A 25,600-nucleotide genomic window follows, 5' to 3' on the forward strand; every position below is an offset into this window, starting at 1 on the left:
CGATCTGTAGCAGCTGGCGCGTGGTCAAGCATCAGCCTAACACCACCAACCGGTTCGGCAATTCATTGCGCACCTGCGTTACCGGCACATGCACTTTAAGTAATTCACCACACGCCTCGATGCACGTCACGAACCCTTGCAACGTCTGCCCCTGTTTCACCTGCTGGGTGAACGCCGCCACAATCGAGTCCCAGTTCTTGTTGTCCAGCCGCCTGGAAATCCCTTCATCCACCAGGATTTCCACATAGCGCTCAGCCTCGCAGACAAAAATCAGCATTCCGGTGCTACCGACCGTGTGGTGCAGGTTCTGCTCCAGGAATTGCCGGCGCGCCAGGTTCGAGGCGCGCCAGTGCCGCACTGAACGCGGGACCAGGTGCGTGGTGACTTTCGGCAGGCGGAACACCAGGCACAGCACCACAAAAGTGATCCATTGCACCAGCAGCAAGCTGTGCAGGGTCAGCCAGCCGCTGAGGTAATGCACGATCCCCGGCACCATCAGCGCCAGCAGGCTGGCCCACAGCAGCGGAATGTATGCGTAGTCGTCGGCGCGGGCAGCGAGCACGGTCACCAGTTCGGCGTCAGTGTCGCGCTCGACCCGGGCAATCGCCTCGGCGACTTTGCGTTGTTCGTGTTCAGTCAGTAATGCCATGTTGAAAAGTGCCTGCTCATTATTGTTATCACCAGCCGCCCGACGAACCGCCGCCCCCGAAACTGCCCCCGCCGCCGCTGAAGCCCCCGCCTCCACCGCCGCCACCAAAACCACCGCCGCCGAAACCGCCGCCCGAACCACCCGAACCCCCACGGCCGGAGGGCAGAAGCCCGAGCATCTGCAAGACAAAAATCGTCAGGATGAACAGCATCACCAGAAACACGAAGACGCCGGGATGACGCGCCACGAAGTCGCTGTCCTCATCACCGCGCGGCTCATAGACCGTTGAGGGTTCATCCAGCGGGCTGCCGCCCAACACCACCAGCATCGCCGCGACCCCGTCGCTGATGCCTTTGCTGAAGTTACCCGCCTTGAACGCGGGGGTGATCACCTGATTGATAATCACCGAACTTTGCGCGTCGGTCAGTCGATCTTCGAGGCCATACCCGACTTCGATGCGCAATTTACGCTCATCGCGCGCAACGATCAGCAGCGCGCCGTTATTTTTATCTTTCTGGCCAATGCCCCAGGCTCGGCCCAATTGGTAGCCGAAGTCCGCGATGTCGGTGCCTTGCAAGTCCGGCAACGTGACCACCACCAACTGCTCGCCAGTGGCGCTTTCATGGGCCTGAAGTTGTTGTGTCAGTTGCTCGCGCACCGACGGCTCGATCATCTGGGCGTTATCGACCACCCGCCCGGTCAGCGCCGGAAACTTCAACTCGGCCTGCGCCGTCAGGGCACACACCCAGAACAACAGCATCAGCCCCACTTTCAACACGCGCATTGGCAACCTCATCCGTGGTAATGCTTTTAGCCGGTCAGAACTTTACCTGAGGTGCCTTATCGGCATCCGGCGTGGTCGCCTCGAAGGTTTCGCGGATCGGCAAATCGCTGTACAAAACGGTGTGCCACAAGCGACCGGGAAAAGTACGAATCTCAGTGTTGTACTTTTGCACCGCGAGGATGAAATCACGACGGGCCACGGCGATGCGGTTTTCGGTGCCTTCAAGTTGCGACTGCAAGGCGAGGAAGTTCTGGTTGGCCTTCAGGTCCGGATAACGCTCGGACACCACCATCAAACGGCTCAACGCCCCCGTCAGTTGATCCTGGGCCTGCTGGAACTGTTTGAGTTTTTCCGGGTTATCCAGGGTCTTGGCGTCCACCTGAATAGACGTTGCCTTGGCCCGTGCTTCAATCACCGCGGTCAGGGTTTCTTCTTCGTGCTTGGCATAGCCTTTGACAGTTTCCACCAGGTTGGGGATCAAGTCGGCGCGACGCTGATACTGGTTCTGCACCTGGCCCCACGCGGCCTTGGCCTGCTCGTCGAGGGTCGGAATCGTATTGATGCCGCAGCCCGCGAGCACAGTGGTCAACAGCATCAGGGCTGCCACCTGCAAGCTCGAGCGATAGTGGTGTCTTGCATTCATCTGGGTCACTCCCTGGCACATTCCGTTGAAAAACCAATCACACTCTTCTGACCGGGCACTTGGGGCATAATCTGCCGCCGCCACTGGATTGCAACGAGCCAATGGGCTAAAAGATGCCCCTGCACAAAAAACACGCAGAAGTGTGCTGCATTTACTTGAACAACAATAGTCGCTCCCTAACTTTTGGCTGATCGGCGCGTATTCACTGCCGTTTAGGCTTTTGAGAAAACAATTCATGAAGAAGCTGTATTTGCTGGGCCTGTTCGTCAGCCTGGCCAGTCATAACGTATTGGCCGCCACGACCCCCGCACCTCTGGAGAACAAGGACGCCTTCATCAGTAACCTGATGAAGCAGATGACCCTCGATGAAAAGATCGGCCAATTGCGCCTGATCAGCATCGGCCCGGAAATGCCACGCGAACTGATCCGCAAGGAAATCGCGGCCGGCAACATCGGCGGCACGTTCAACTCGATCACCCGCCCGGAAAACCGCCCGATGCAGGACGCGGCCATGCGCAGCCGGTTGAAGATCCCGATGTTCTTCGCCTATGACGTGATCCACGGCCACCGCACCATTTTCCCGATCCCGATTGCCCTGGCTTCGAGCTGGGACATGGACGCGATCGGCCGCTCCGGGCGCATCGCCGCCAAGGAAGCCGCGGCGGACAGCCTCGACATCACCTTCGCGCCGATGGTCGACATCTCCCGCGACCCGCGCTGGGGCCGGACTTCCGAAGGCTTCGGTGAAGACACCTACCTCGTGTCGCGCATTGCCGGCGTGATGGTCCGAGCCTTCCAGGGTTCAGGCGCCAACGCGGCTGACAGCATCATGGCCAGCGTCAAACACTTTGCCTTGTACGGCGCGGTCGAGGGCGGTCGCGACTACAACGTGGTCGACATGAGCCCGGTCAAGATGTACCAGGACTACTTGCCACCTTACCGCGCGGCGATTGACGCCGGTGCCGGCGGGGTGATGGTTGCCCTGAACTCGATCAACGGCGTGCCGGCCACCGCCAACACCTGGCTGATGAATGACCTGTTGCGCAAGGAATGGGGCTTCAAAGGCCTGGCGGTCAGCGACCACGGGGCGATTTTCGAGTTGATCAAGCACGGCGTCGCCGCTGACGGTCGCGAAGCCGCGAAGCTGGCGATCAAGGCCGGCATCGACATGAGCATGAACGACACGCTGTACGGCAAAGAACTGCCGGGGCTGTTGAAATCGGGCGAGATCGCGCAAAGCGACATCGACAACGCCGTGCGTGAAGTGCTCGGCGCCAAGTACGACATGGGTCTGTTCAAGGACCCGTACCTGCGCATCGGCAAGGCTGAAGATGATCCGGCCGACACCTACGCCGACAGCCGCCTGCATCGCCCCGAGGCCCGTGACGTCGCGCGTCGCAGCCTGGTGTTGCTGAAGAACCAGAACGAAACCCTGCCGCTGAAGAAAACCGCGAAAATCGCGTTGGTCGGCCCGCTCGCCAAGGCGCCAATCGACATGATGGGCAGCTGGGCAGCGGCGGGTAAACCGGCACAATCGGTGACCCTGTTCGACGGCATGAACGCCGCCGTCGCCGACAAGGCCACGCTGATCTACGCCCGTGGCGCCAACATCACCAGTGACAAGAAGGTCCTGGATTATCTGAACTTCCTCAACTTCGACGCCCCGGAAGTGGTGGATGATCCGCGTCCGGCGCAAGTGCTGATCGATGAAGCGGTGAAAGCCGCCAAGGATGCCGACGTGGTGGTGGCAGCGGTGGGCGAGTCCCGTGGCATGTCCCACGAATCGTCGAGCCGCACCGACATCAACATTCCGCAAAACCAGCGTGAACTGATCCGCGCCCTGAAAGCCACCGGCAAGCCGCTGGTGCTGGTGTTGATGAACGGCCGCCCGCTGTCGATTCTCGAAGAAAAGGAACAGGCTGACGCGATTCTGGAGACCTGGTTCAGCGGCACCGAAGGCGGCAACGCCATCGCTGACGTGCTGTTCGGCGACTACAACCCGTCGGGCAAACTGCCGATCACCTTCCCGCGCTCGGTGGGTCAGATTCCGACCTACTACAACCACCTGAGCATTGGCCGGCCATTCACGCCGGGCAAACCGGGCAACTACACCTCGCAGTATTTCGATGACACCACCGGCCCACTGTTCCCGTTTGGTTTCGGTCTGAGCTACACCGATTTCAGCCTGAGCGACATGGCCCTGTCGTCGACCACACTGAACAAGACCGGCAAGCTCGACGCCAGCGTCACGTTGAAAAACACCGGCAAACGCGACGGCGAAACCGTGGTGCAGTTGTACATCCAGGACGTGACTGGCTCGATGATCCGACCGATCAAGGAGCTGAAGAACTTCCAGAAAGTCATGCTCAAGGCCGGCGAACAGAAAGTCGTGCACTTCACCATCACCGAGGACGACTTGAAGTTCTACAACACCCAGCTCAAGTTCGCTGCCGAGCCGGGCAAGTTCAACGTGCAGATCGGCCTGGACTCCCAGGACGTGACACAGCAGAGCTTTGAGTTGCTGTAATTATTCAAACACCGCAAAAACCTGTGGGAGCCGAGCTTGCTCGCGATGAGGCCATAACATCCAACACCTATGTTGACTGTTACGCCGCCATCGCGAGCAAGCTCGGCTCCCACAGTGGTTTTCCTCCAATGGTTTTTTGGGTACGGCGGCTATCCGCGGCGATCCAGCAGGTTCACCACCAGCCGATCCACCCAGCCCCAGATCCGTTGCTTGACCCGCTTCCACAATGGCCGGCGTTGCCATTCTTCGAGGCTGACTTCCTGGCTCTGCGCAAAGTCCCGTTCGAAACTCCCCGCCACTGCCAGCGTCAGCCCTGGGTCCAGCGCTTCAAGGTTGGCTTCCAGGTTGAAGCGCAAGTTCCAGTGATCGAAATTGCATGAGCCGATGCTCACCCAATCATCGATCAGGACCATTTTCAGGTGCAGGAAACACGGCTGGTACTCGAAAATTTTCACCCCGGCCTTGAGCAATCGCGGATAGTAGCGATGCCCGGCGTAACGCACCGACGGGTGATCGGTGCGCGGCCCGGTCAACAACAGGCGCACGTCAACACCCCGACCGGCGGCCCGGCGCAGTGAGCGGCGGACTTTCCAGGTCGGCAGGAAGTACGGCGTCGCCAGCCAGATGCGTTGCTGGCCGCTGTTCAGCGCGCGAACCAGCGATTGCAGAATGTCGCGGTGCTGGCGGGCGTCGGCATAGGCCACCCGGCCCATGCCTTCACCCATCGACGGCACTCGTGGCAGGCGCGGCAAGCCAAAATGCGAGGCCGGTTTCCAGGCCCGTCGATGGCGGTTGGCGATCCATTGGCGGTCGAACAACAATTGCCAGTCAATGACCAAAGGCCCGGTGATTTCCACCATGACTTCGTGCCATTCGCTGGTGTCTTCACCCGGCGTCCAGAACTCATCGGTGACGCCCGTGCCACCGACCACCGCCAGACTTTGATCGACCAGCAACAGCTTGCGGTGATCGCGGTAGAAGTTGCCGACCCAACGCCGCCAGCTCAGGCGATTGTAGAAACGCAATTCGACCCCGGCCGCCGTCAGGCGCTGACGCAAGGTCAGGGTAAACGCCAGGCTGCCATAGTCATCGAACAGGCAGCGCACGCGCACACCGCGTTCGGCTGCCGACACCAGGGCTTGCACCATGGCCTCGGCGCAGGCGCCCGCCTCCACCAGATACAGCTCCAGCTCGACCTGTTCTTCGGCGCGGGCAATCGCGACCAGCATGCGTGGGAAAAACTGCGGACCGTCGATCAGCAGCTCGAAGTGGTTGCCTTCACGCCAGGGAAAGATTGCGCCGGCCATGTCAGCGCGCCGTGAAAATCAGTACCGCACCCACCGGTACCGACAGACTGATGGCCGACAGATCGGCAACCTTGCGCAACGTTTCCAGCCCGGGAGCCAGATCAAAATCTTCGGCATTGATTACCAGCGGCTCCAGGGTTACCACTTGAAAGCGTCGGTCATCGAGGCGCGTCGCCAGCAATTCGGCGTTGTATTGATGTTGCTTGCCATGCAGGTTGACGGTCAGCGGCAAGCGCAACTCCAACTGCGCGCCGGGCGCGAGGTCGTTGATTGGACGCAGATCAATCTGCGCAGTAATCAACGCTTCAGGATAGGTCTGGATCTCGAACAGCTCTTTGCGCATCCGTTCATCACGCAAGGGGATGCCGCTGTTCACCGACTCCAGTTCGACTTCCACCTCGGCCAGGCCTTTGGCGTCGACCTTGCCGTGCAACACCAGAAAGCGCTGCACTTCGGAGAGGTTGGCGTTTTTGGTGCTGATGAACGACAGCCGCGAGGACTCCCCGTCCAGATACCAATCGGCGCGGGCCGACAGCGTGGCACCGGCCAACAGCAGGAGCGCGAGGGTTTTAGAGAGGGAGCGGTTGAACATAGAGACTCGTGTGCAGATAAACCTGCACGAACCTTAACCGCCCGGCAGCAAGATGCAAACCTGTAGTCGTTGGCGAAGCCTGCGTTCGGCGGCGAAGCCGTCGTGAAATCCTGCGAAGCGAGGCAACCTGAAGTACCGCGGCGCTTGGTTTTACGACGGCTTCGCCGCCGAACACAGCCTTCGGCAGCGGCTACAAAGGTTCGTGGGCGTCAGGGTTGCAGACGGCAACCTTGGCGTTCGCCGATCCACACAGCGCTGTTGCTACGGCCCATGCCACTGACCGTGACCCGTTTGCTGGCGGCATCATCGACAAAACTGCTGGTCGGCAGCCACTGCTTTACATAGCGGTGGCAATACCCGATCTCGTTGTTCATCACATACCGGCACGAGCAATATTCCTTGGCGGTGTAGGCGCTGATGATGTCAGGGAACGCCCACAGCGCCACTCGCTCCTGCCAGATCCAGCCGAGCAGCGCGACCAGCATTGCCAGGAACAACGCGCTGAACGGTCTGTGTCGAAGAAAACTCATGGCTGCACCTTTTGAGCAAACGCCTTGAGCGCGAGCTTGAGCAATTCATTGTGCTGGTAGCTCTCGTCGCGATCATCGCCATAGCGCACGATCACCAGGTTTTCGCTGGGAATAACGTACATCGCCTGCCCCCAATGACCCAGTGCGGCGAAGGTATCGGCCGGCGCATCGGGCCAGGGTTGTGCCGCCCCGTCCACTGCGCGATTGAGCCACCATTGACCGCCAGGTACGGCGTCATCCTGATGAGCGTGATAGCGGGCGAACGGTTCGCGATTGAAGGCGACCCAGTCTTTGGGCAGCAACTGACGACCCTGCCAGCGCCCGTCGCGCGCCATCAATAACCCGATGCGTGCCAGATCGCGAGCCGTGAGATAGGCGTAGGACGAAGCGACGAAAGTGCCCGTGGCATCGGTTTCCCAAACGGCATGGTGGATGCCCAAGGGCTCGAACAGCGCAGTCCACGGATAGTCTGGATAACGTGCCGGGCCGACGATATTTTTCAGCGCGGCGGCGAGCAAACCGCTGTCGCCACTGGAGTAACGAAAGGCCTGACCGGGCTCGGCGTATTCGGGATGCTCGGCGGTGAACGCAGCCATGTCCTGATGACCACGGGTGTAGAGCATCGCCACCACCGAGGACTTCAACGGGGCGTATTCATAGTCTTCCTGCCAGTCCAGCCCCGAAGCCCAATGCAGCAGGTCGGCCATGGTCACGCCGGGGTGTTTTTTCATCGGCGGATAAAACGTCTGCACCGGGTCCTGGAGTTTGAACAGGCCTTCGCCATAGGCCACACCCAGCACCGTGGCCATGAGGCTTTTGCTGATCGACCATGTCAGGTGTGGCGTGTCGGCGGTGGTCGGGCCGGCGTAGCGTTCGTAGATCAATTGACCGTCGCGGATCACCAGCAAGGCGTCGGTGCGCACGCCTTTTCGGGTGCTGTCGTCACGGGGTGGGAAGGCGTAGGTTTCCAGGGCTTGAAGCGCTGGCCCGGTGATGACCGGGGCGGTTGACCATTGCTCGGCCGGCCAGTTTTCGGCGTGGGTCGGGAGGCTGAGCAGCAGCATGACAATGAGGGACAAGCCTTTGAACATGGCGTGGGCTCGGGAGGATTAACTTGCTGAGCCTAGTTGAGGTTGATGACAGTTTTGGGATCTGTGTTGCCCATACTGGCCCCATCGCGAGCAGGCTCATTCCTACAGGGGAATGCATTTCAAACTGTAGGCGTGAGCCTGCTCACGATGGGGCCCTTTAATTCACGGCTAATGCCTTGGCCAACCGCTTACCTCTGGCACCCGCCGCCAAATCCATCACCGCCTGATCCCGCTGCCACATCGCCGCCCAATGCCCCGGCCCATCGGCCAACGCCAGATCAATTTCAACCTTGAGCCCCTCGAACTGCGCAAACAACCCACCCAACAACACATGCCCGGCCGCATTGTTCGGTGCCTGACGGCTGACTTCCGCGCACCCGGCCAGCAGCGCCAGTAACCGCAACTGCAACGCTTGCGGCCAGTCGCTGTCCTGGCCAATGCCATACAGCCACGCCGTCATGGCGCTCAATACGTACACATCTTCAAGGGTGCGGAACGGTTTGACGTAGGCATCCCAACCATCCCCCGCCAACAACTCGCACTGGGCATTGTCGAGAAACAAGCGGCCATGACTGATGTCCGGCATCAGCGGGATCGCCGGCAGCTTTTCCAGGCGCACGCCGGGTTCGTCGGGATAGACCACCGCCAGGCTCAGGCTTACAGGGTCGCCGGGCGCTTCACTGCGGGCAGCGATCAGCAGCCATTCGGCGGCATCACCGGCGGTGACGAAATCCTTGCGCCCGCTCAGGCGCAAATCCGTGAGACGGGTTTGCATGTCCGCCGGTCGCAGGCTGCGCTGTTCGGTCGCACACAGCGCGCCGAGGCTCAGCGGCGCGCTCGGCCAGAGCATGCGCAACGCTGCCTGATACCCCACCAGAAACGCCAGCCCCGGCGTGGCCATCAAACGCCCGCCAGCCACGGCCAGTTCAAACGGCGTCACCGTGCCCAACTGGTGCAACAAGGTCACGAAACCTTCCGCCAGATCCGGGTTGGCGGGCAGGCGTTCTTGGCGGTTCAACAGGTTTTGCCAGGGCATAAGAGGCTCCTCGTGGGCTGTCATATAAGCATCACCAAAGCTTAATGGCGATGACACCGGGGCTACATAGCCTGACCTTGCACAAAACGGCTGCATAAAGAAAGTCGATCCGCTGTAACCCAAGACGGGTGAGCAGCCCGCACGGAGAATCGCCATGACTCAGATCGCCCGCATCCGCGACACCGGCAACGACCGCCGCCTGCAAGCCGAACGCCTGATCGGCAGCGAGGCCTTGCAGGAAGCCCAGGCCTTGCGCTTCAACGTGTTCAGCGGCGAGTTCAACGCCAAGCTGAAGGGCGCTGAGCTGGGTCTGGACATGGATGACTATGATGTTCATTGCGCCCACATCGGCGTGCGTGACTTGAATACCGGGCGCCTGGTGGCGACCACCCGTTTGCTCGATCACACGGCGGCCAGCAGCCTGGGCAAGTTTTACAGCGAAGAAGAATTCAGCCTGCACGGCCTGGTGCATCTCAAAGGCCCGATCCTGGAAATCGGCCGCACCTGCGTCGACCCGGCCTACCGCAACGGCGGCACCATCGCTGTGCTCTGGGGTGAACTGGCCGAAGTATTGAATCAGGGCGGCTACAGCTATTTGATGGGCTGCGCGAGCATCCCGATGCAGGACGGCGGCATCCAGGCCCACGCGATCATGCAGCGCCTGCGCGAACGCTACCTGTGCACCGAACACCTGCGCGCCGAGCCGAAAAAGCCGCTGCCGACGCTGGATATTCCTTCTAACGTGATCGCCGAAATGCCGCCGCTGCTCAAGGCCTACATGCGCCTCGGCGCGAAGATCTGCGGCGAGCCTTGCTGGGACGAAGATTTCCAGGTGGCCGACGTGTTCATCCTGCTCAAGCGCGACGAGCTCTGCCCGCGTTACGCCAAGCACTTCAAGGCGGCCATGTGATGAATCGGTTGCGGGTGTACGCGCGGATTGCGCGAGTGCTGGTGGTGGTCGCGCTGGGATTGAGCATGGCCTGCGTGTTCGGTCTGTTCGAGCGCATGGGCATCGCCCACTCGATGGTCCGCCGCCAACGCTGGTCGCGATTTTTCATGACGCGGTTGAGCAATGCCCTGCCCTTCCACGTGACTGTTCAGGGTGAATTGCCCAAGCAACCGATGCTCTGGGTCAGTAATCATGTGTCCTGGACTGACATCCCGCTGCTGGGCATGCTCACGCCGATGTCGTTCCTGTCCAAGGCCGAAGTGCGCACCTGGCCGGTGGCGGGTTGGTTGGCGGCCAAGGCTGGCAGTCTGTTTATTCGTCGTGGGTCGGGCGATAGTCAACTGATCCGCAAACAAATGACCCGCCACCTGGAACAGGAGCATCCGCTACTGATGTTCCCGGAAGGCACCACCACCGATGGCCGGTCGTTGCGTACCTTTCATGGTCGCTTGCTGTCGGCGGCAATTGATTCAGAGGTGCAGCTGCAACCGGTGGCGATTCGTTATTTGCGTGACGGTCAGCTCGACACCTTGGCACCGTTCATTGGCGACGATGATCTGCTGTCGCATTTGATGCGCTTGTTTGCCAATGACCGGGGGGATGTGGAGATTCACCTGCTCAAGCCGATTGCTTGCGAAGGTCGCGAACGTGCAGCGCTGGCGTTCGAAGCGCAGCAAGCGGTGCAGAAAGCGTTGTTTGGGGCGATTGCGGAGAAGCAGCCAATCCCGATGCGCCCGGCCATCGCTGCTTAAACACACATCCCCTGTAGGAGTGAGCCAGCTCGCGATAGCGGTCTTTCATTCACATCATTGTTGAATGTTATGCCGCCATCGCGAGCAGGCTCACGCCTACATTGGGTTCAAGGTGTTGGGTAGTGTTGGGCAAAGGTTTGGAGCTGTGGGTAGAACAGCCTGAAATCGTCACTCAACGGTTCATACAACACCCGCAATTCCTGCATCGCCCCCGCCAGTTCCTCCGGCCGGGTCAACCGCCGAGAAATCCCCCGCAGCACCTGTTCCAGCACCTCGAATTCCTGATACGACCCCAACCAGTCATTCGCCACCATGTGCGGCGCGATGCTCGCCAACCGTTCCGGCAACTGCGGCTCGGCCGCCAGCACCCGGTACACATCCGACGTGAACAACTCCAGCGGCCGGTCGGCGTACAGCGTCCAGTCCCGTGCCAGGCAGTGGTCGAAAAACACGTCGAGCACGATCCCGGCGTAACGCCGGCGTGTCGTGGAAAACCGCGACAACGCAACATCCACCAGCGGATGGCGGTCGGTAAACACGTCGATGCTGCGGTGCAGCTGAATGGCCGCCTCGATCTCCGGCGCGTATTGCCCTTGCAGCCGTCCTTTGACGAAATCGCCATAGAGACTGCCGAGCCATTGACCGGGACGCTGGCCACCGAGGTGAAGATGTGCGAGATAGTTCATAGGCGCAGCTTAGCACTGCGCCTTTGGATCTTTACATCCCACGTATCGTTATAACTCGATATACCGAATTGTTAGCGGCTCAGAGCCAAATCATATTTGTATATCGCGAAATACCGATTTAAAGTTCGCCTCATCGCGATATAGCGTTTTAACCATCACGAGCTCACCCCCATGACCATTAATCTCGACGAAATAATAAAAGCCCTGGCACACCCAGTACGGCGAGAAATCCTGCACTGGCTCAAAGACCCTACCGTCGAATTTCCTGACCAGTCCCACAGCAACGAGCACGGCGTTTGTGCCGGGCAGATCGATCAACGTTGCGGCTTGTCGCAGTCCACGGTGTCCGCGCACCTGGCGACGCTGCAACGCGCCGGCCTGATCAGCAGCCGCAAAGTCGGCCAGTGGCATTTTTTCAAACGTAATGAGGAAACCATCCAGGAATTCCTCAAGACCTTCAGTAAAGAGCTCTGACCCTTAACGTCAGTCAGCCGACAAGGAATCAACAATGCCCCTCTCGCTTCTCATACTGGCCTTGAGTGCCTTCGCCATCGGCACCACCGAGTTCGTCATCATGGGCCTGCTGCCCGATGTGGCGGCTGACCTCGGTGTGTCGATCCCCGGCGCTGGCTGGTTGGTGACCGGTTACGCCCTGGGCGTGGCCATCGGGGCGCCGTTCATGGCGCTGGCCACCGCCCGACTGCCGCGCAAGGCTGCACTGGTGGCGTTGATGGGGATCTTCATCATCGGCAACTTGCTCTGCGCCCTCGCCAGTGACTACAACGTGTTGATGTTTGCACGCGTTGTCACGGCGCTCTGCCACGGTGCCTTCTTCGGTATCGGTTCGGTGGTGGCGGCAGGCCTGGTGCCGGCCAACAAACGCGCTTCGGCCGTGGCCTTGATGTTCACCGGCCTGACCCTGGCCAACGTGCTCGGCGTGCCACTGGGCACCGCGCTCGGCCAACAGGCCGGCTGGCGCTCGACCTTCTGGGCCGTGACGGTAATTGGTGTGATCGCCCTGATTGGCCTGATCCGCTTCCTGCCGGCCAAGCGTGATGAAGAAAAACTCGACATGCGTGCCGAACTGGCTGCGCTCAAGGGTGCCGGGATCTGGTTGTCCCTGAGCATGACTGCGCTGTTCGCGGCCTCGGTCTTCACCCTCTTCACTTACGTCGCGCCGTTGCTGGGCGAAGTTACCGGCGTCTCGCCACGTGGCGTGACCTGGACCCTGATGCTCATCGGCCTGGGCCTGACCGTCGGCAACATCATCGGCGGCAAACTGGCGGACAAAGGCATGGCTGCGACGCTGATTGGTGTGTTCATCAGCATGGCCGTGGTCTCCACCGTGCTGACGTGGACCAGCGTTGCGCTGATCCCGACCGAAATCACCCTGTTCCTCTGGGCCACCGCGTGTTTTGCCGCCGTGCCGGCCCTGCAAGTGAACGTGGTGACCTTTGGCAAAGCGGCACCGAACCTGGTGTCGACCCTGAACATCGGCGCTTTCAACATCGGCAACGCCCTCGGTGCCTGGGTCGGCGGCAGTGTCATCGCCCACGGCTTCGGCCTGACCAGCGTACCGCTCGCGGCTGCCGCACTGGCGGTACTCGCCCTGCTGGTGACCCTGATTACTTTCCGCCAGAGCGGCAATCCCGAACTGGCTCCAGCGACTCACTAATCCACTTGAACCTCACGAGGGTGTTTTCATGACGACTATTTTCGATCCGATCAAACTGGGCGACATCGAGTTGGCCAACCGCATCATCATGGCGCCGCTGACCCGTTGCCGCGCCGACGAAGGCCGCGTGCCAAACGCGCTGATGGCCGAATACTACGTCCAGCGCGCTTCCGCCGGCCTGATTCTCAGCGAGGCCACCTCGGTCACGCCAATGGGTGTCGGCTACCCGGACACCCCGGGCATCTGGTCCAACGACCAGGTCCGTGGCTGGGCTAACGTGACCAAAGCGATCCATGGCGCGGGCGGCAAGATTTTCCTGCAACTGTGGCACGTCGGCCGGGTGTCCCACACCTCGTACCTGAACGGCGAAGCGCCGGTCGCACCGAGCGCCATCCAGCCAAAAGGTCACGTCAGCCTGGTTCGCCCATTGGCCGACTATCCAACGCCGCGTGCCCTGGAAACCGCTGAAATCGCCGACATCATCGACGCTTACCGCACCGGTGCCGAGAACGCCAAGGCTGCCGGTTTTGACGGTGTGGAAATCCACGGCGCCAACGGTTACCTGCTCGACCAGTTCCTGCAAAGCAGCACTAACCAGCGCACCGACAACTATGGCGGTTCCCTGGAAAACCGTGCACGCCTGCTGCTGGAAGTGACCGACGCAGCCATCGAAGTCTGGGGCGCCGGCCGCGTGGGTGTGCACCTGGCACCGCGTGCTGACTCCCATGACATGGGCGACGACAACCTGGCCGAAACCTTCACCTACGTCGCTCGCGAACTGGGCAAGCGTGGCATCGCCTTCATCTGCTCCCGCGAGAAAGAAGCCGGCGACAGCCTCGGCCCACAACTGAAAGAAGCCTTCGGCGGCCCGTACATCGCCAACGAACGCTTCACCAAGGATAGCGCCAACGCCTGGTTGGCCAGCGGCAAGGCCGATGCGGTCGCCTTTGGTGTGCCGTTCATTGCCAACCCGGACTTGCCGGCCCGTTTGAAGGCCGATGCGCCGCTGAACGAAGCACGTCCAGAACTGTTCTACGCAAAAGGCCCGGTCGGTTACATCGACTACCCTGCGCTGTAAGCATCCGTCACTGAAATGCAAAAAGCCCCGACTCGTGAGAGCCGGGGCTTTTTGGTTTTTAACGTGGCGTGATCACACACGTTCACATCCAAGACACAAAATTCCTACAAAATACGTAGCTCGCTACCTGTCATCCTGGCGAGCGTCCGTATATAAAAGCACCCTATGGCATCGGCCCCCGCCTGGAAAGTTGACAGTGGCGACGCCGATTACGCATTTTGTTTCATTTGCGCAGGCTTGGGCTCAAGCGCAGCATGTCCAGCCCGGTCTCGACCCAACGCTCGGCTTCGGCGTGCAATTGAAAGCTGTCGGGGGCCAGCAACCACTTGTACAGGATGCCATCGATGTACGCGTGCAGGCTGATGGCCGCGCGCGCCGTGTCGAGGTCTGCGGGCATTTGCCCCCGATTCACGGCATTACGCAGGGCCAGGCCGATGCGCACATTGCAATCAAGGCTGGCCGTCAGGCGCTGTTGGCGCAGATCGCACATTTCATCGGTGAATTCGCACTTATGAAACAGAATCTCATTAATGCGTCGGGTTTTCGGGTCCAGTGCAACTTGATGAAACAAATGAATCAGCAGCTTGCGCATGCAGCCGAGCGGGTCGAGTTCTTCTTCGCTTTCGCTGGCCCTGGCCATCTCATCCAGTGGCTCATGCAAGGTATCCAGCATGGCCTGCACCAGATCGGCCTTGTTGCTGAAATGCCAGTAGATGGCACCGCGAGTCACGCCGGCCAGGGTCGCGATGTCCGCCAGTGTCGTGCGTGCCACGCCCCTTTCATAAAAGGCTTTCTCTGCCGCTTCGAGTATCTGGGCGCGGGTTTCTTGAGCTTCCTCTTTGGTGCGACGGACCATGGCAGTAAAACCTCAATCAGGATGCTTCAGTGATGTCTGAACATCAGCTGAATAAAAGTGGAGCGTTCGCTCTTGGGCGCCGTCCCCGTCTTAGAATTCAAACCTTCGAACGGCTTTTGTAGCGAAGTGGGTACACAGCCAAGGTGTTTACAAACAACCATGAACGTAAGTATATTCCTTAGCAAGCTACTTATCCACTCAGCACCCTATTTTTACCCTTCCACCTTTCTAGTGCGCACTTTGCGCGCCTGACCCGAGGATTTTCATGCAATTCAAGCCAGCTGTTACCGCTCTGGTCACTGCCGTCGCCTTGGCATCGCTGCTCAGCGGATGCAAAAAGGAAGAAGCGGCACCAGCCGCACCGCCTCCTCAGGTCGGCGTCGTTACCCTGCAACCGCAAACGTTTACGCTGACGTCCGACCTGCCGGGCCGTACCAGCGCGTACCGCATCGCCGAAGTGCGTCCTCAGGTGAACGGCATCATTCTCAAGCGCATGTTCAAGGAAGGCGGCGACGTCAAGATTGGCCAACAGCTCTATCAGATCGATTCGTCGGTGTATGACGCCACCCTGAAAAGTGCCGAAGCCAACCTGCAACAGACCAAGTCGATCTCCGACCGCTACAAGCAACTGGTCAACGAGCAAGCCGTCAGCCGTCAGGAATACGACACGGCCGTGGCCAACCGCCTGCAATCGGAAGCCGCCTTGCAAACCGCCCAGATCAACGTGCGCTACACCAAGGTCTACGCGCCGCTGACCGGTCGTATCGGTCGCTCGAACGTGACCGAAGGCGCGCTGGTCACCAGCGGCCAGGCCGATCCGATGGCAGTGATCCAGCAAATCGACCCGATCTACGTCGACGTGACGCAGTCCTCGGTGGAATTGCTGCAACTGCGCCGTGAACTGGAAAGCGGTCGCCTGCAAAAGGCTGGCGACAACGCGGCAACGGTCAAGCTGACCCTCGAAGACGGCAGCCAGTACAAGCTGGACGGCAAGCTCGAATTCTCCGAAGTCTCGGTTGATCAGACCACCGGTTCCGTGACCTTGCGCGCCGTGTTCCCGAACCCGGAACACACCCTGCTGCCGGGTATGTTCGTGCACGCCCAGTTGCAGTCCGGTGTGAACGCAGCAGCCATTCTGGCGCCGCAACAAGGCGTGACCCGTGACCTGAAAGGCACCCCGACTGCACTGGTCGTCGGTCCTGACAACAAGGTCGAGTTGCGTCAGCTCAAGGCCAGCCGCACCGTCGGCAGCCAATGGCTGATCGAGGACGGCCTGAAGGCAGGCGATCGCCTGATCACCGAAGGGCTGCAATTCGTCAAACCTGGTATCGAAGTCAAAGCCAGTGAAGCGACCAACGTTGGCGTAAAGAACCCGGCCCCCGCACAGGCAGCTGATAAGGCTTCCAGCGGCAAAGGGGAGTAAACCATGTCGAAATTTTTTATCGACCGTCCGATTTTCGCCTGGGTAATTGCCCTGGTGATCATGCTGGTCGGGGCACTATCGATCCTCAAGCTGCCGATCAACCAATACCCGAGCATCGCGCCTCCGGCGATCGCCATCTCTGTGACCTACCCGGGTGCTTCGGCACAAACGGTACAGGACACCGTGGTGCAGGTGATCGAGCAACAGCTCAACGGCATCGACCACTTGCGTTATGTGTCCTCGGAAAGTAACTCCGACGGCACCATGACCATCACCGCGACCTTCGAGCAAGGCACCAACTCCGATACCGCGCAGGTTCAGGTCCAGAACAAGCTGAACCTGGCCACCCCGCTGCTGCCGCAAGAAGTGCAGCAGCAAGGTATCCGCGTGACCAAGGCCGTGAAGAACTTCCTGTTGGTCATCGGCGTGGTCTCGCGTGACGGCAGCATGACCAAGGACGACTTGTCCAACTACATCGTGTCGAACATGCAGGACCCGATCTCGCGGACCGCCGGCGTCGGCGACTTCCAGGTGTTCGGTTCCCAGTACGCCATGCGTATCTGGCTCGACCCGGCCAAGTTGAACAACTTCAACCTGACCCCGGTTGACGTCAAAACCGCCATTGCCGCGCAAAACGTGCAGATCTCGTCCGGTCAACTCGGCGGTTTGCCGGCCCTGCCCGACACGCAGCTGAACGCCACGATCATCGGCAAGACCCGTCTGCAGACCGCTGAGCAATTCAATAAAATCCTGCTCAAGGTCAACAAGGACGGCTCTCAGGTTCGCTTGAAAGATGTCGCCGAGGTGGGTCTGGGCGGTGAAAACTACAGCATCAACGCCCAGTTCAACGGCGCTCCGGCGTCCGGCCTGGCCGTGAAGCTGGCCACCGGCGCCAACGCCCTGGATACCGCCACAGCCCTGCGCAAGACCATCGACGACCTCAAGCCGTTCTTCCCGCAAGGGATGGAAGTGGTGTTTCCGTATGACACCACTCCAGTGGTGACCGAGTCGATCAAAGGTGTGGTTCACACGTTGGTCGAAGCCGTCGTGCTGGTGTTCCTGGTGATGTTCCTGTTCCTGCAAAACTTCCGCGCCACCATCATCACCACGATGACCGTGCCGGTGGTACTGCTCGGTACATTCGGCATCCTCGCGGCCGCCGGTTTCAGCATCAACACCCTGACCATGTTCGGTATGGTCCTGGCCATCGGCTTGCTGGTGGACGACGCCATCGTCGTGGTGGAAAACGTCGAACGGGTCATGAGTGAAGAAGGCCTGTCACCCAAGGAGGCCACCAAGAAATCCATGGGGCAGATCCAGGGCGCACTGGTCGGTATCGCCATGGTGCTGTCGGCGGTTCTGCTGCCAATGGCGTTCTTCAGCGGCTCCACCGGCGTGATCTACAAGCAGTTCTCGATCACCATCGTCTCGGCCATGGCCTTGTCGGTACTGGTTGCACTGATCTTCACACCGGCGCTCTGCGCCACCATGCTCAAGGCCATTCCGAAGGGTGAGCACGGCACACCCAAGCGCGGCTTCTTCGGCTGGTTCAACCGTAATTTCGACCGTGGCGTAAAACGCTACGAGCGCGGCGTGGGCAGCATGCTCGCGCACAAGGCGCCGTACCTGTTGGCCTACCTCATCATCATTGTCGGCATGATCTGGTTGTTCACCCGTATTCCAACAGCGTTCCTGCCGGAAGAAGACCAGGGTGTACTGTTCGCCCAGGTGCAGACGCCGGCCGGTTCAACGGCCCAGCGAACCCAGGTGGTCGTGGACGAGATGCGTGAATTCCTGCTGCGTCCGGGCAAGGATGGCGGTGAAGGCGATGCAGTGAACTCGGTGTTTACCGTGACCGGCTTCAACTTCGCCGGTCGCGGCCAGAGCTCGGGTATGGCGTTCATCATGCTTCGCCCATGGGACGAACGTAACGCCGACAACAACGTGTTCAAGGTGGCGGCCCGTGCACAGCAGCACTTCTTCACCTTCCGCGATGCCATGGTGTTTGCCTTTGCGCCACCGGCGGTACTGGAACTGGGTAACGCCACCGGTTTCGACGTGTTCCTGCAAGACCGTGCCGGCATTGGTCACGAAAAGCTGATGGCTGCCCGTAACCAGTTCCTCGGCATGGCCGCGCAAAGCAAGATTCTGACGCAAGTGCGCCCGAACGGCCTGAACGACGAACCGCAATACCAACTGGAAATCGACGACGAGAAGGCCAGCGCCCTGGGCGTGACCATCGCCGACATCAACAACACCCTGTCGATTGCGTTGGGCAGTAGCTACGTCAACGACTTCATCGACCGTGGTCGAGTGAAGAAGGTGTACGTGCAAGGCCAGCCCGGCTCGCGTATGAGCCCGGAAGACCTGAAGAAATGGTATGTGCGCAACAGCGTCGGCACCATGGTTCCGTTCTCGGCGTTTGCCAAGGGTGAATGGATTTACGGCTCGCCGAAGCTGGCCCGTTACAACGGCGTGGAAGCGATGGAAATCCTCGGTTCCCCGGCGCCGGGCTACTCCACCGGTGAAGCCATGGCCGAAGTCGAAGCCATTGCCGCGAAACTGCCGGCGGGTGTCGGTATTTCCTGGACCGGCCTGTCTTACGAGGAACGCTTGTCCGGTTCGCAAGCGCCAGCGCTGTACGCCCTGTCGTTGCTGATGGTGTTCCTGTGTCTGGCGGCGCTGTACGAAAGCTGGTCGATCCCGATTGCGGTGATGCTGGTGGTGCCGCTGGGGATCATCGGTGCACTGATGGCGACCAGCCTGCGTGGCCTGTCCAACGACGTGTACTTCCAGGTGGGCCTGTTGACGACCATCGGCCTGGCGGCGAAAAACGCCATTCTGATTGTCGAATTTGCAAAGGAACTGCATGAACAAGGGCGTAGCTTGCGCGATGCGGCGATTGAAGCCTGCCGGATGCGTCTGCGACCGATCATCATGACCTCGCTGGCCTTCGTTCTGGGCGTGGTACCCCTGGCGATTTCCACCGGTGCAGGTTCGGGCAGCCAGCATGCCATCGGCACCGGGGTGATTGGCGGTATGATCACCGCCACCGTTCTGGCGATCTTCTGGGTCCCACTGTTCTTCGTCACTGTGTCGTCCATCGGTCAGCGCAAAAAAGTCGACCAGGATGACGCCACTGAAACTCCTAAAGAGGCTGGCCAATGAGCAAGTCGCTACTCTCCCTAGCCGTTGCCGCGTTTGTGCTCGGTGGTTGCTCGCTGATACCTGATTATCAGCAACCTGCGGCACCGGTGGCAGCCCAATACCCGCAAGGCCCGGCGTATTCGCCGGCCCAGGCGCCTGGCCAGGCGGCAGCGGAGCAAGGCTGGAAGCAGTTTTTCCATGACCCGGCCCTGCAACAGTTGATCCAGGTCGCACTGGAAAACAACCGTGACCTGCGTGTCGCTGCCTTGAACATTGACGCCTTTGCAGCGCAGTACCGCATCCAGCGCGCCGACCTGTACCCGGCCGTGTCGGCCAACGGCACCGGCAGCCGTCAGCGCGTTCCGGCTGACGCTTCGCAGTCCGGCCAGGCGGGCATCACCAGTTCCTACTCGGCGACGGTCGGCATCAGTGCCTATGAACTCGACCTGTTCGGTCGGGTTCGCAGCCTGAGCGAAGAAGCGCTGCAGAAGTACTTCGCTACTGAAGAAGGTCGACGCAGCACGCAGCTCAGCCTGGTGGCCAGCGTGGCCAACGCCTACCTGGCCTGGCAAGCCGACAAGGAACTGCTGAAAGTGACCCAGGACACCCTCGGTGCGTTCGAGGAGAGTTACAAGCTCACCGCGCGCAGTGCCGAAGTCGGTGTTGCGTCTGCGCTGGACCTCGCCCAGTCGCGCACCTCGGTGGAAACCGCCCGGGTTCAACTGGCGAAGTACACCCGCCAGGTCGCTCAGGATGAAAACAGCCTGGTGCTCCTGCTTGGCACCGGCATCCCGACCAACCTGCAAGCGGCCAAGCCACTGTCCGACGATTTGCTGAGCGACGTACCCGCCGGCCTGCCATCGGACTTGCTGCAACGTCGTCCGGACATCCTCCAGGCCGAATACAACCTCAAAGCTGCCAACGCCAACATCGGCGCGGCACGGGCTGCGTTCTTTCCGAGCATCAGCCTGACGGCCAACGCCGGCACCCTGAGCCCGGACTTGTCCGGTCTGTTCAAGGGCGGTTCGGGCACCTGGCTGTTCTCGCCGCAGATCAACCTGCCGATCTTCAACGCCGGCAGCCTGAGCGCCAGCCTGGATTACTCGAAAATCCAGAAAGACATCGGCGTGGCGAACTACGAGAAGTCCATTCAAACGGCCTTCCAGGAAGTCGCCGACGGCCTGGCTGCCCGCGAGACCTACACCCACCAGTTGCAGGCGCAGCGTGACAACGTCACCGCCAACCAGGAGTACTACCGCCTGGCCGAGCGTCGTTACCGCATTGGTGTCGACAGCAACCTGACCTTCCTCGACGCCCAGCGTCAGCTGTTCAACGCGCAACAAGTGCTGATCACTGATCGCCTGGCGCAGTTGGTCAGTGCGGTCAATCTGTACAAGGCCTTGGGCGGTGGCTGGAATGAGCAGACGGCGAAAGTCGAACCGCTCAAAGAAGACGCGCCGAAGATGAAGTTGTTCTGATCGCGTTATGAAAAACATCAAGCCCACCTTTTGGTGGGCTTTTTGTTGTCTGCCGAACACTGTGTTGTCAGCACTGGCCTCATCGCGGGCAAGCCCGCTCCCACAGGGGATTTCTGTGTGTATGTGATTTGCGGCAAACATAGAAACCTGTGGGAGCGGGCTTGCCCGCGATGAGGCCCGCGCAAACGACACAAAATCTAATCCAATCTTACGTTCGATTATCGCCCAAAACCCGCTTTTGCCAATTGAACCAGCTGGTTCATTCCCCTCACCATCTGCCCCCACAAGACCAATAACATCAGGTTCGACACCATGTCCCCGCGCCCTGCCCTGTCCGGCTGATCCGTTCCGATTTTCACAACTTCGAATCCTTTGTCCGCAATTCCGACGTTGCGGCAGCGCCCTGTTTCATCCCTAACAATTAGAGAGACCGCCCCATGACGCCTTCCACCGCGCAGTATTATCTTCCCAGCCTAATCGCCATCGCCCTGGCCAGCGCTGCCCTGCCTGTCATGGCCGAGGAAGCGGGTTTTGTCGACGGCGCCAAGGTCAACCTGAACCTGCGCAACTTCTACATCAACCGCAATTTCACCAACCCGACCAAGGCTCAAGGCAAGGCTGAAGAGTGGACGCAAAGCTTCATCCTCGACGCCAAATCCGGCTTCACCCAGGGCACTGTCGGTTTCGGTATGGATGTGTTGGGTTTGTATTCAGTGAAGCTCGACGGCGGCAAAGGCACCGGCGGTACGCAGTTGCTGCCACTGGACCATGACGGACGCCCGGCGGACAACTTCGGTCGCACCAACGTCGCGTTCAAGGCCAAGCTGTCCCAGACTGAAGTCAAGGTCGGTGAATGGATGCCGGTGCTGCCCATCCTGCGTTCAGACGATGGTCGCTCCCTGCCACAAACCTTCCGTGGCGGCCAGATCACCTCGAAGGAAATCGCCGGCCTGACGCTTTACGGCGGCCAGTTCCGCGCCAACAGCCCACGCGACGACAGCAGCATGAGCGACATGTCGATGAACGGGAAACCGGCCTTCACCTCCGACCGCTTCAACTTCCAGGGCGGTGAATACGCCTTCAACGACAAGCGCACCCAGATTGGCCTGTGGAACGCCGAACTCAAGGACATCTACAGCCAGCAATTCGTCAATCTGATCCACAGCCAGCCACTGGGCGACTGGACCCTGGGCGCCAACCTCGGCTTTTTCTACGGCAAGGATGACGGCAGCGCCCGCGCCGGCGATCTCGACAACAAGACCTGGTCTGGCCTGTTCTCGGCCAAATACGGCGGCAACACCTTCTACGTCGGCCTGCAAAAACTCACTGGCGACAGCGCCTGGATGCGCGTCAACGGCACCAGCGGCGGCACCCTGGCCAACGACAGCTACAACGCCAGTTATGACAACGCACAGGAAAAATCCTGGCAGGTGCGCCACGACTACAACTTCGTCGCCCTCGGCATTCCGGGCCTGACCCTGATGAACCGCTACATCAGCGGCGACAACGTCCACACCGGCACCGTCACCGACGGCAAGGAATGGGGCCGCGAGTCGGAACTGGGCTACACCGTGCAAAGCGGCGCGCTGAAGGACTTCAACCTCAAATGGCGCAACTCGACCATCCGCCGCGACTTCAGCAACAACGAATTCGACGAGAACCGGTTGATCGTCAGCTATCCGATCAGTTTGTTATAAAACTCAGCGCCGGCATGCGCGCTCAGGTAATGCCGGCGCTAACCACTGGTCACTTGGTACTGGCGGTTTGCACAAGCGCAGATACAGTCAGGCTGTGCGTTTAAATTCTCCAGCCTGATGTAGGAGCCCCATTTTTTCTTCCGTTATCTCCGGATGCTGTACGCGAAGCTGCCATGACCATGGAGGTCAGGTATGAGCAAGCGAATAGTTATCGTCGGTGGCGGCGTAGGTGGAACCATGCTGGCCAATCAACTGGCCAGCAAGTTGTATCCAGAAATCCTGCGTGGCGAAGTCTCGATTGCATTACTGTCCAATTCCCCCGATCACTTCTACAAACCTGCGTTCATGTATGTGGCGTTCAATCAGTTCTTTGAAGAAGAACTCAAGCGCCCGGAACGTTCATTGTTGCGCCCGGAAATCAGCTTTCACATCGAGGAAGTCGTACACTTCGATTTTCCCGGCCAAAGCCTGAAAACCCGCAGCGGCAAATGTTATGGCTATGACTTTATGGTCATCGCCACCGGTTGCGTACCCGCACCGGAGCGTATCGAAGGCTTGAAAGAAGCCGGCGACCACTTCTACCAATATCAACCCGCCCGGCAACTGGCAGAACGCCTGAGCACGATCAAGAAGGGCCGGATTTTCATCACAGTGTCCTTTCCGCACACACCCAACGTGCCGCATCAATGCGGCATTGCCCCGGTGGAAACCACGCTGATGCTCGATGATTTTCTGCGGCTTCGGGGTGTACGCGACAAGGTGGAAATCATCTACACCTACCCGACCACCGCTCAGCTGCTGCGCAACTGCCTGTTTCTGCAAAGGCCTACGGGAGAAATACTGCCCGGCATTTTCGAGCAGAAAAACATTCACTTCCAACGCGGCTTCACCCTCGACCGGGTCGATCCGGATCAGAAGATCGCCTACTCGGCAGAAGGCGACGCGCAACCGTTCGACATCCTGATGGCAACGCCACCGATCCGCGCCGTGGATGCAGTGCTGGAGTGCGGCGTTTCGCAAGCCCCGAATAACGAAGGCTGGCTGCCGACTAACCACGAAACCCTGCAGGTTTATGGCCTCGAAAACGTCTACGTGATTGGCGACACCGTCGACCTGCCGGTGAGCAAGGCCGGAGGCGCCTGCCACAACCAGGCGCCGGTGATCGCCAACAATATTACCGCGCAGATTCGCCTTGGCGCGCCCAACAGCGTCTATGACGGGCGTGTTCAGGCCGTCGCGCAAATGGGCCTCAATGCCGGCATGCCACTGGTGTACAACTATGCCCGTGACGTGTCGCCGACTCCGCCGACCAAACTTGGCGGCCTGCTCAGGCATGGCTTCAATCGTGGCCTGTATTGGGCGGTTGCCCGCGGAATGCTTTGACCCTGCACAGGGAGGAGTGAACGGTGATGAACTCATTGGATGAAACACTGGCGGTCGGTGCGACCGGAACGCCGGGGCTGAACGCCTTGATGGCCAAACTTCAGCCGTTGCTCGACGGCGGGCGGCTGGACAATATTGTCGATGCGCTGTCGCTGGTCTCGGACATGATCGACCTGCTGGACCCTGCAATGGTAGAAAAACTGGCGCAGCTGTTCGAAAACGCCACGGCGTCCACCTGGATGATTGGCAATGCCGTGCGCCTGGCCAAAGCCGAGGTCAGCGCCGCCGCCCCACCAGGCGCCTATGCGCTGATCAAAATGCTGAACGATCCGGACACACGCAAAGGCGTGGCGGTTGTCCTGAAATCCCTGAATGTCATCGGAAGGCAACTGTCATCGCCAGAGAGGATCACCTCATGAGCGTCAAACTCGAAACGGCAGGGAACGCCTGTACTCACTGGGACGCCAAGGCGTACCAGCAGTTTTCCCGCCTCAGGCAACGACCGGTCAACGAACTGCTCGACCGTGTCGACATCAAGAACCCCCGTCGCATCTACGACCTGGGCTGCGGCACGGGCATTGCGACACAGCTGCTGGCCAAGCGTTGGCCCCGCGCGCACTTGATGGGTATCGACAGTTCTGAGCAAATGCTTCAGGAGGCCAGAGCCTTGCCGATCAGGGCCCACTGGAAGCAGTGCGACCTGCAAAACTGGCAGCCCGAACAACCCGCCGATCTGCTATTTGCCGCCGCCGTGCTGCATTTCATCGACGATCATCAACGGCTGTTGCCCCGATTGCTCACACACCTCGACCCGGGCGGTTGTCTGGCGGCGCACATGCCTGACTGGCGGGATGCGCCGTGGTATCAGCTGATGCTCGAAACCCTCGACGATGGCGGCCACAACGGTCAGCCGTTGGGCACACCGCAGTTGCGCGAAACCATGACCCGGCGGCCACTGTTGTCGTTGGAGGACTACTACCGATTACTGGCGCCGCTCTGTGCCACGCTGGATATCTGGGAAACCGAGCAGCTACAGGTGGTTGACGGCAAGTCGCCGATTTATGACTGGATCAAGGTGTCGGCGTTAAGGGAGGTCATGCAGGGATTGAAGGATGACGAACAGGCGAGGTTCATCTATCACTTCATGATGCGGGTGCATGCGCAATATCCGCGGGAGGGGGATGGGCACACGTTGTTTCCGTTCAAGCGGGTTTTCATTGTGGCTACTGTGTAAGCCATGGCATCGCTATCGCGAGCAGGCTCACTCCTACAGTTGACCGAAATCCTCCCGGAAGAATGCGGTCTAATGTAGGAGCG

General features: G+C 60.1%; 23 protein-coding genes. 13 read left to right on the top strand and 10 right to left on the bottom strand.

Annotated elements, in window-relative coordinates:
• Nucleotides 1-31: 31 nt before the first annotated feature.
• The 3 genes from D882_RS0123975 to D882_RS0123985 are packed head-to-tail and all read right to left on the bottom strand — an operon-like array spanning nt 32 to nt 2,076.
• A complete protein-coding gene (locus tag D882_RS0123975) occupies nt 32-649 on the bottom strand; it encodes a TPM domain-containing protein (protein WP_027925585.1) in 618 nt (205 codons plus the stop codon).
• 28 nt (nt 650-677) lie between these two features.
• Complete coding sequence (locus D882_RS0123980; RefSeq protein WP_027925586.1) at nt 678-1,433, bottom strand: YgcG family protein; 756 nt, start codon at nt 1,431-1,433, stop codon at nt 678-680.
• Between the two features lie 34 nt (nt 1,434-1,467).
• Nucleotides 1,468-2,076: a LemA family protein gene (locus D882_RS0123985; protein WP_027925587.1), complete on the bottom strand. Its 609-nt coding sequence runs from the start codon at nt 2,074-2,076 to the stop codon at nt 1,468-1,470.
• A gap of 235 nt (nt 2,077-2,311) precedes the next feature.
• Between D882_RS0123985 and bglX the strand changes: the two genes are divergently transcribed.
• Nucleotides 2,312-4,603 carry a beta-glucosidase BglX gene (gene bglX / locus D882_RS0123990; protein WP_027925588.1) on the top strand — a complete coding sequence of 764 codons (2,292 nt, stop codon included), beginning with the start codon at nt 2,312-2,314 and terminating at the stop codon, nt 4,601-4,603.
• Nucleotides 4,604-4,752: 149 nt separating this feature from the next.
• Here the strand turns inward: bglX and D882_RS0123995 are convergent, their stop codons facing one another.
• From D882_RS0123995 to D882_RS0124015, 5 genes are all read right to left on the bottom strand, one after another.
• Nucleotides 4,753-5,910: a phosphatidylserine/phosphatidylglycerophosphate/cardiolipin synthase family protein gene (locus tag D882_RS0123995; RefSeq protein ID WP_027925589.1), complete on the bottom strand. Its 1,158-nt coding sequence runs from the start codon at nt 5,908-5,910 to the stop codon at nt 4,753-4,755.
• Between the two features lies 1 nt (nt 5,911).
• Nucleotides 5,912-6,502, bottom strand: coding sequence for a YceI family protein (locus D882_RS0124000; protein ID WP_027925590.1), 591 nt, complete (start codon nt 6,500-6,502; stop codon nt 5,912-5,914).
• A 209-nt stretch (nt 6,503-6,711) separates the two neighbouring features.
• Nucleotides 6,712-7,032 (bottom strand): hypothetical protein, encoded by a 321-nt coding sequence (locus D882_RS0124005; RefSeq protein ID WP_027925591.1) that lies wholly within the window; start codon nt 7,030-7,032, stop codon nt 6,712-6,714.
• The gene (locus D882_RS0124010; protein WP_027925592.1) at nt 7,029-8,123 is read right to left on the bottom strand and encodes a serine hydrolase; all 1,095 of its coding nucleotides are present in this window, start codon (nt 8,121-8,123) and stop codon (nt 7,029-7,031) included. Before D882_RS0124010 ends, D882_RS0124005 begins: the two co-directional genes overlap by 4 nt.
• A 157-nt stretch (nt 8,124-8,280) precedes the next feature.
• Nucleotides 8,281-9,159 (bottom strand): acyl-CoA dehydrogenase, encoded by an 879-nt coding sequence (locus D882_RS0124015; RefSeq protein ID WP_027925593.1) that lies wholly within the window; start codon nt 9,157-9,159, stop codon nt 8,281-8,283.
• Nucleotides 9,160-9,313: 154 nt separating this feature from the next.
• On the opposite strand from D882_RS0124015, the gene olsB reads away from it, so the two are divergent.
• Both olsB and D882_RS0124025 read left to right on the top strand, forming a co-directional pair.
• The gene (olsB, locus tag D882_RS0124020) at nt 9,314-10,069 is read left to right on the top strand and encodes an L-ornithine N(alpha)-acyltransferase (RefSeq protein ID WP_027925594.1); all 756 of its coding nucleotides are present in this window, start codon (nt 9,314-9,316) and stop codon (nt 10,067-10,069) included.
• Nucleotides 10,069-10,860 carry a 1-acyl-sn-glycerol-3-phosphate acyltransferase gene (locus D882_RS0124025; RefSeq protein WP_027925595.1) on the top strand — a complete coding sequence of 264 codons (792 nt, stop codon included), beginning with the start codon at nt 10,069-10,071 and terminating at the stop codon, nt 10,858-10,860. The genes olsB and D882_RS0124025 overlap by 1 nt, the downstream gene beginning before the upstream one ends.
• Nucleotides 10,861-10,967: 107 nt before the next feature.
• Here the strand turns inward: D882_RS0124025 and D882_RS0124030 are convergent, their stop codons facing one another.
• Nucleotides 10,968-11,546, bottom strand: coding sequence for an ACP phosphodiesterase (locus tag D882_RS0124030; RefSeq protein WP_027925596.1), 579 nt, complete (start codon nt 11,544-11,546; stop codon nt 10,968-10,970).
• A gap of 171 nt (nt 11,547-11,717) precedes the next feature.
• Here D882_RS0124030 and D882_RS0124035 point away from each other — a divergent pair, with 171 nt between their 5' ends.
• From D882_RS0124035 to D882_RS0124045, 3 genes are read left to right on the top strand one after another with little or no spacing between them, the layout of a single operon-like run.
• Nucleotides 11,718-12,020 (top strand): helix-turn-helix transcriptional regulator, encoded by a 303-nt coding sequence (locus tag D882_RS0124035; RefSeq protein WP_007983055.1) that lies wholly within the window; start codon nt 11,718-11,720, stop codon nt 12,018-12,020.
• Between the two features lie 34 nt (nt 12,021-12,054).
• Nucleotides 12,055-13,221: an MFS transporter gene (locus tag D882_RS0124040; protein ID WP_027925597.1), complete on the top strand. Its 1,167-nt coding sequence runs from the start codon at nt 12,055-12,057 to the stop codon at nt 13,219-13,221.
• 28 nt (nt 13,222-13,249) lie between these two features.
• Nucleotides 13,250-14,299: an alkene reductase gene (locus tag D882_RS0124045; protein ID WP_027925598.1), complete on the top strand. Its 1,050-nt coding sequence runs from the start codon at nt 13,250-13,252 to the stop codon at nt 14,297-14,299.
• 223 nt (nt 14,300-14,522) lie between these two features.
• Here D882_RS0124045 and emhR read toward each other — a convergent pair whose 3' ends face one another.
• A complete protein-coding gene (gene emhR / locus D882_RS0124050; RefSeq protein WP_027925599.1) occupies nt 14,523-15,155 on the bottom strand; it encodes an efflux system transcriptional repressor EmhR in 633 nt (210 codons plus the stop codon).
• Nucleotides 15,156-15,420: 265 nt separating this feature from the next.
• On the opposite strand from emhR, the gene emhA reads away from it, so the two are divergent.
• The 7 genes from emhA (at nt 15,421) to D882_RS0124090 (ending at nt 25,517) form a co-directional block, all read left to right on the top strand.
• A complete protein-coding gene (gene emhA / locus D882_RS0124055; RefSeq protein WP_027925600.1) occupies nt 15,421-16,578 on the top strand; it encodes an efflux RND transporter periplasmic adaptor subunit EmhA in 1,158 nt (385 codons plus the stop codon).
• Between the two features lie 3 nt (nt 16,579-16,581).
• Nucleotides 16,582-19,746, top strand: a complete 3,165-nt coding sequence (gene emhB, locus D882_RS0124060) for an efflux RND transporter permease subunit EmhB (RefSeq protein ID WP_027925601.1) — start codon at nt 16,582-16,584, stop codon at nt 19,744-19,746.
• Nucleotides 19,743-21,203, top strand: a complete 1,461-nt coding sequence (emhC, locus tag D882_RS0124065) for an efflux RND transporter outer membrane subunit EmhC (RefSeq protein WP_027925602.1) — start codon at nt 19,743-19,745, stop codon at nt 21,201-21,203. Before emhB ends, emhC begins: the two co-directional genes overlap by 4 nt.
• A 437-nt stretch (nt 21,204-21,640) precedes the next feature.
• Nucleotides 21,641-22,900: an OprD family porin gene (locus D882_RS0124075; RefSeq protein WP_027925603.1), complete on the top strand. Its 1,260-nt coding sequence runs from the start codon at nt 21,641-21,643 to the stop codon at nt 22,898-22,900.
• A 192-nt stretch (nt 22,901-23,092) separates the two neighbouring features.
• Nucleotides 23,093-24,283 (top strand): FAD/NAD(P)-binding oxidoreductase, encoded by a 1,191-nt coding sequence (locus D882_RS0124080; RefSeq protein WP_027925604.1) that lies wholly within the window; start codon nt 23,093-23,095, stop codon nt 24,281-24,283.
• A 26-nt stretch (nt 24,284-24,309) separates the two neighbouring features.
• Nucleotides 24,310-24,702, top strand: a complete 393-nt coding sequence (locus D882_RS0124085) for a DUF1641 domain-containing protein (protein ID WP_027925605.1) — start codon at nt 24,310-24,312, stop codon at nt 24,700-24,702.
• Nucleotides 24,699-25,517 carry a methyltransferase domain-containing protein gene (locus D882_RS0124090; RefSeq protein ID WP_027925606.1) on the top strand — a complete coding sequence of 273 codons (819 nt, stop codon included), beginning with the start codon at nt 24,699-24,701 and terminating at the stop codon, nt 25,515-25,517. Before D882_RS0124085 ends, D882_RS0124090 begins: the two co-directional genes overlap by 4 nt.
• Nucleotides 25,518-25,600 lie beyond the last annotated feature (83 nt).

The organism is Pseudomonas sp. URMO17WK12:I12, assembly GCF_000514395.1.
GTDB lineage: Bacteria > Pseudomonadota > Gammaproteobacteria > Pseudomonadales > Pseudomonadaceae > Aquipseudomonas > Aquipseudomonas mucoides.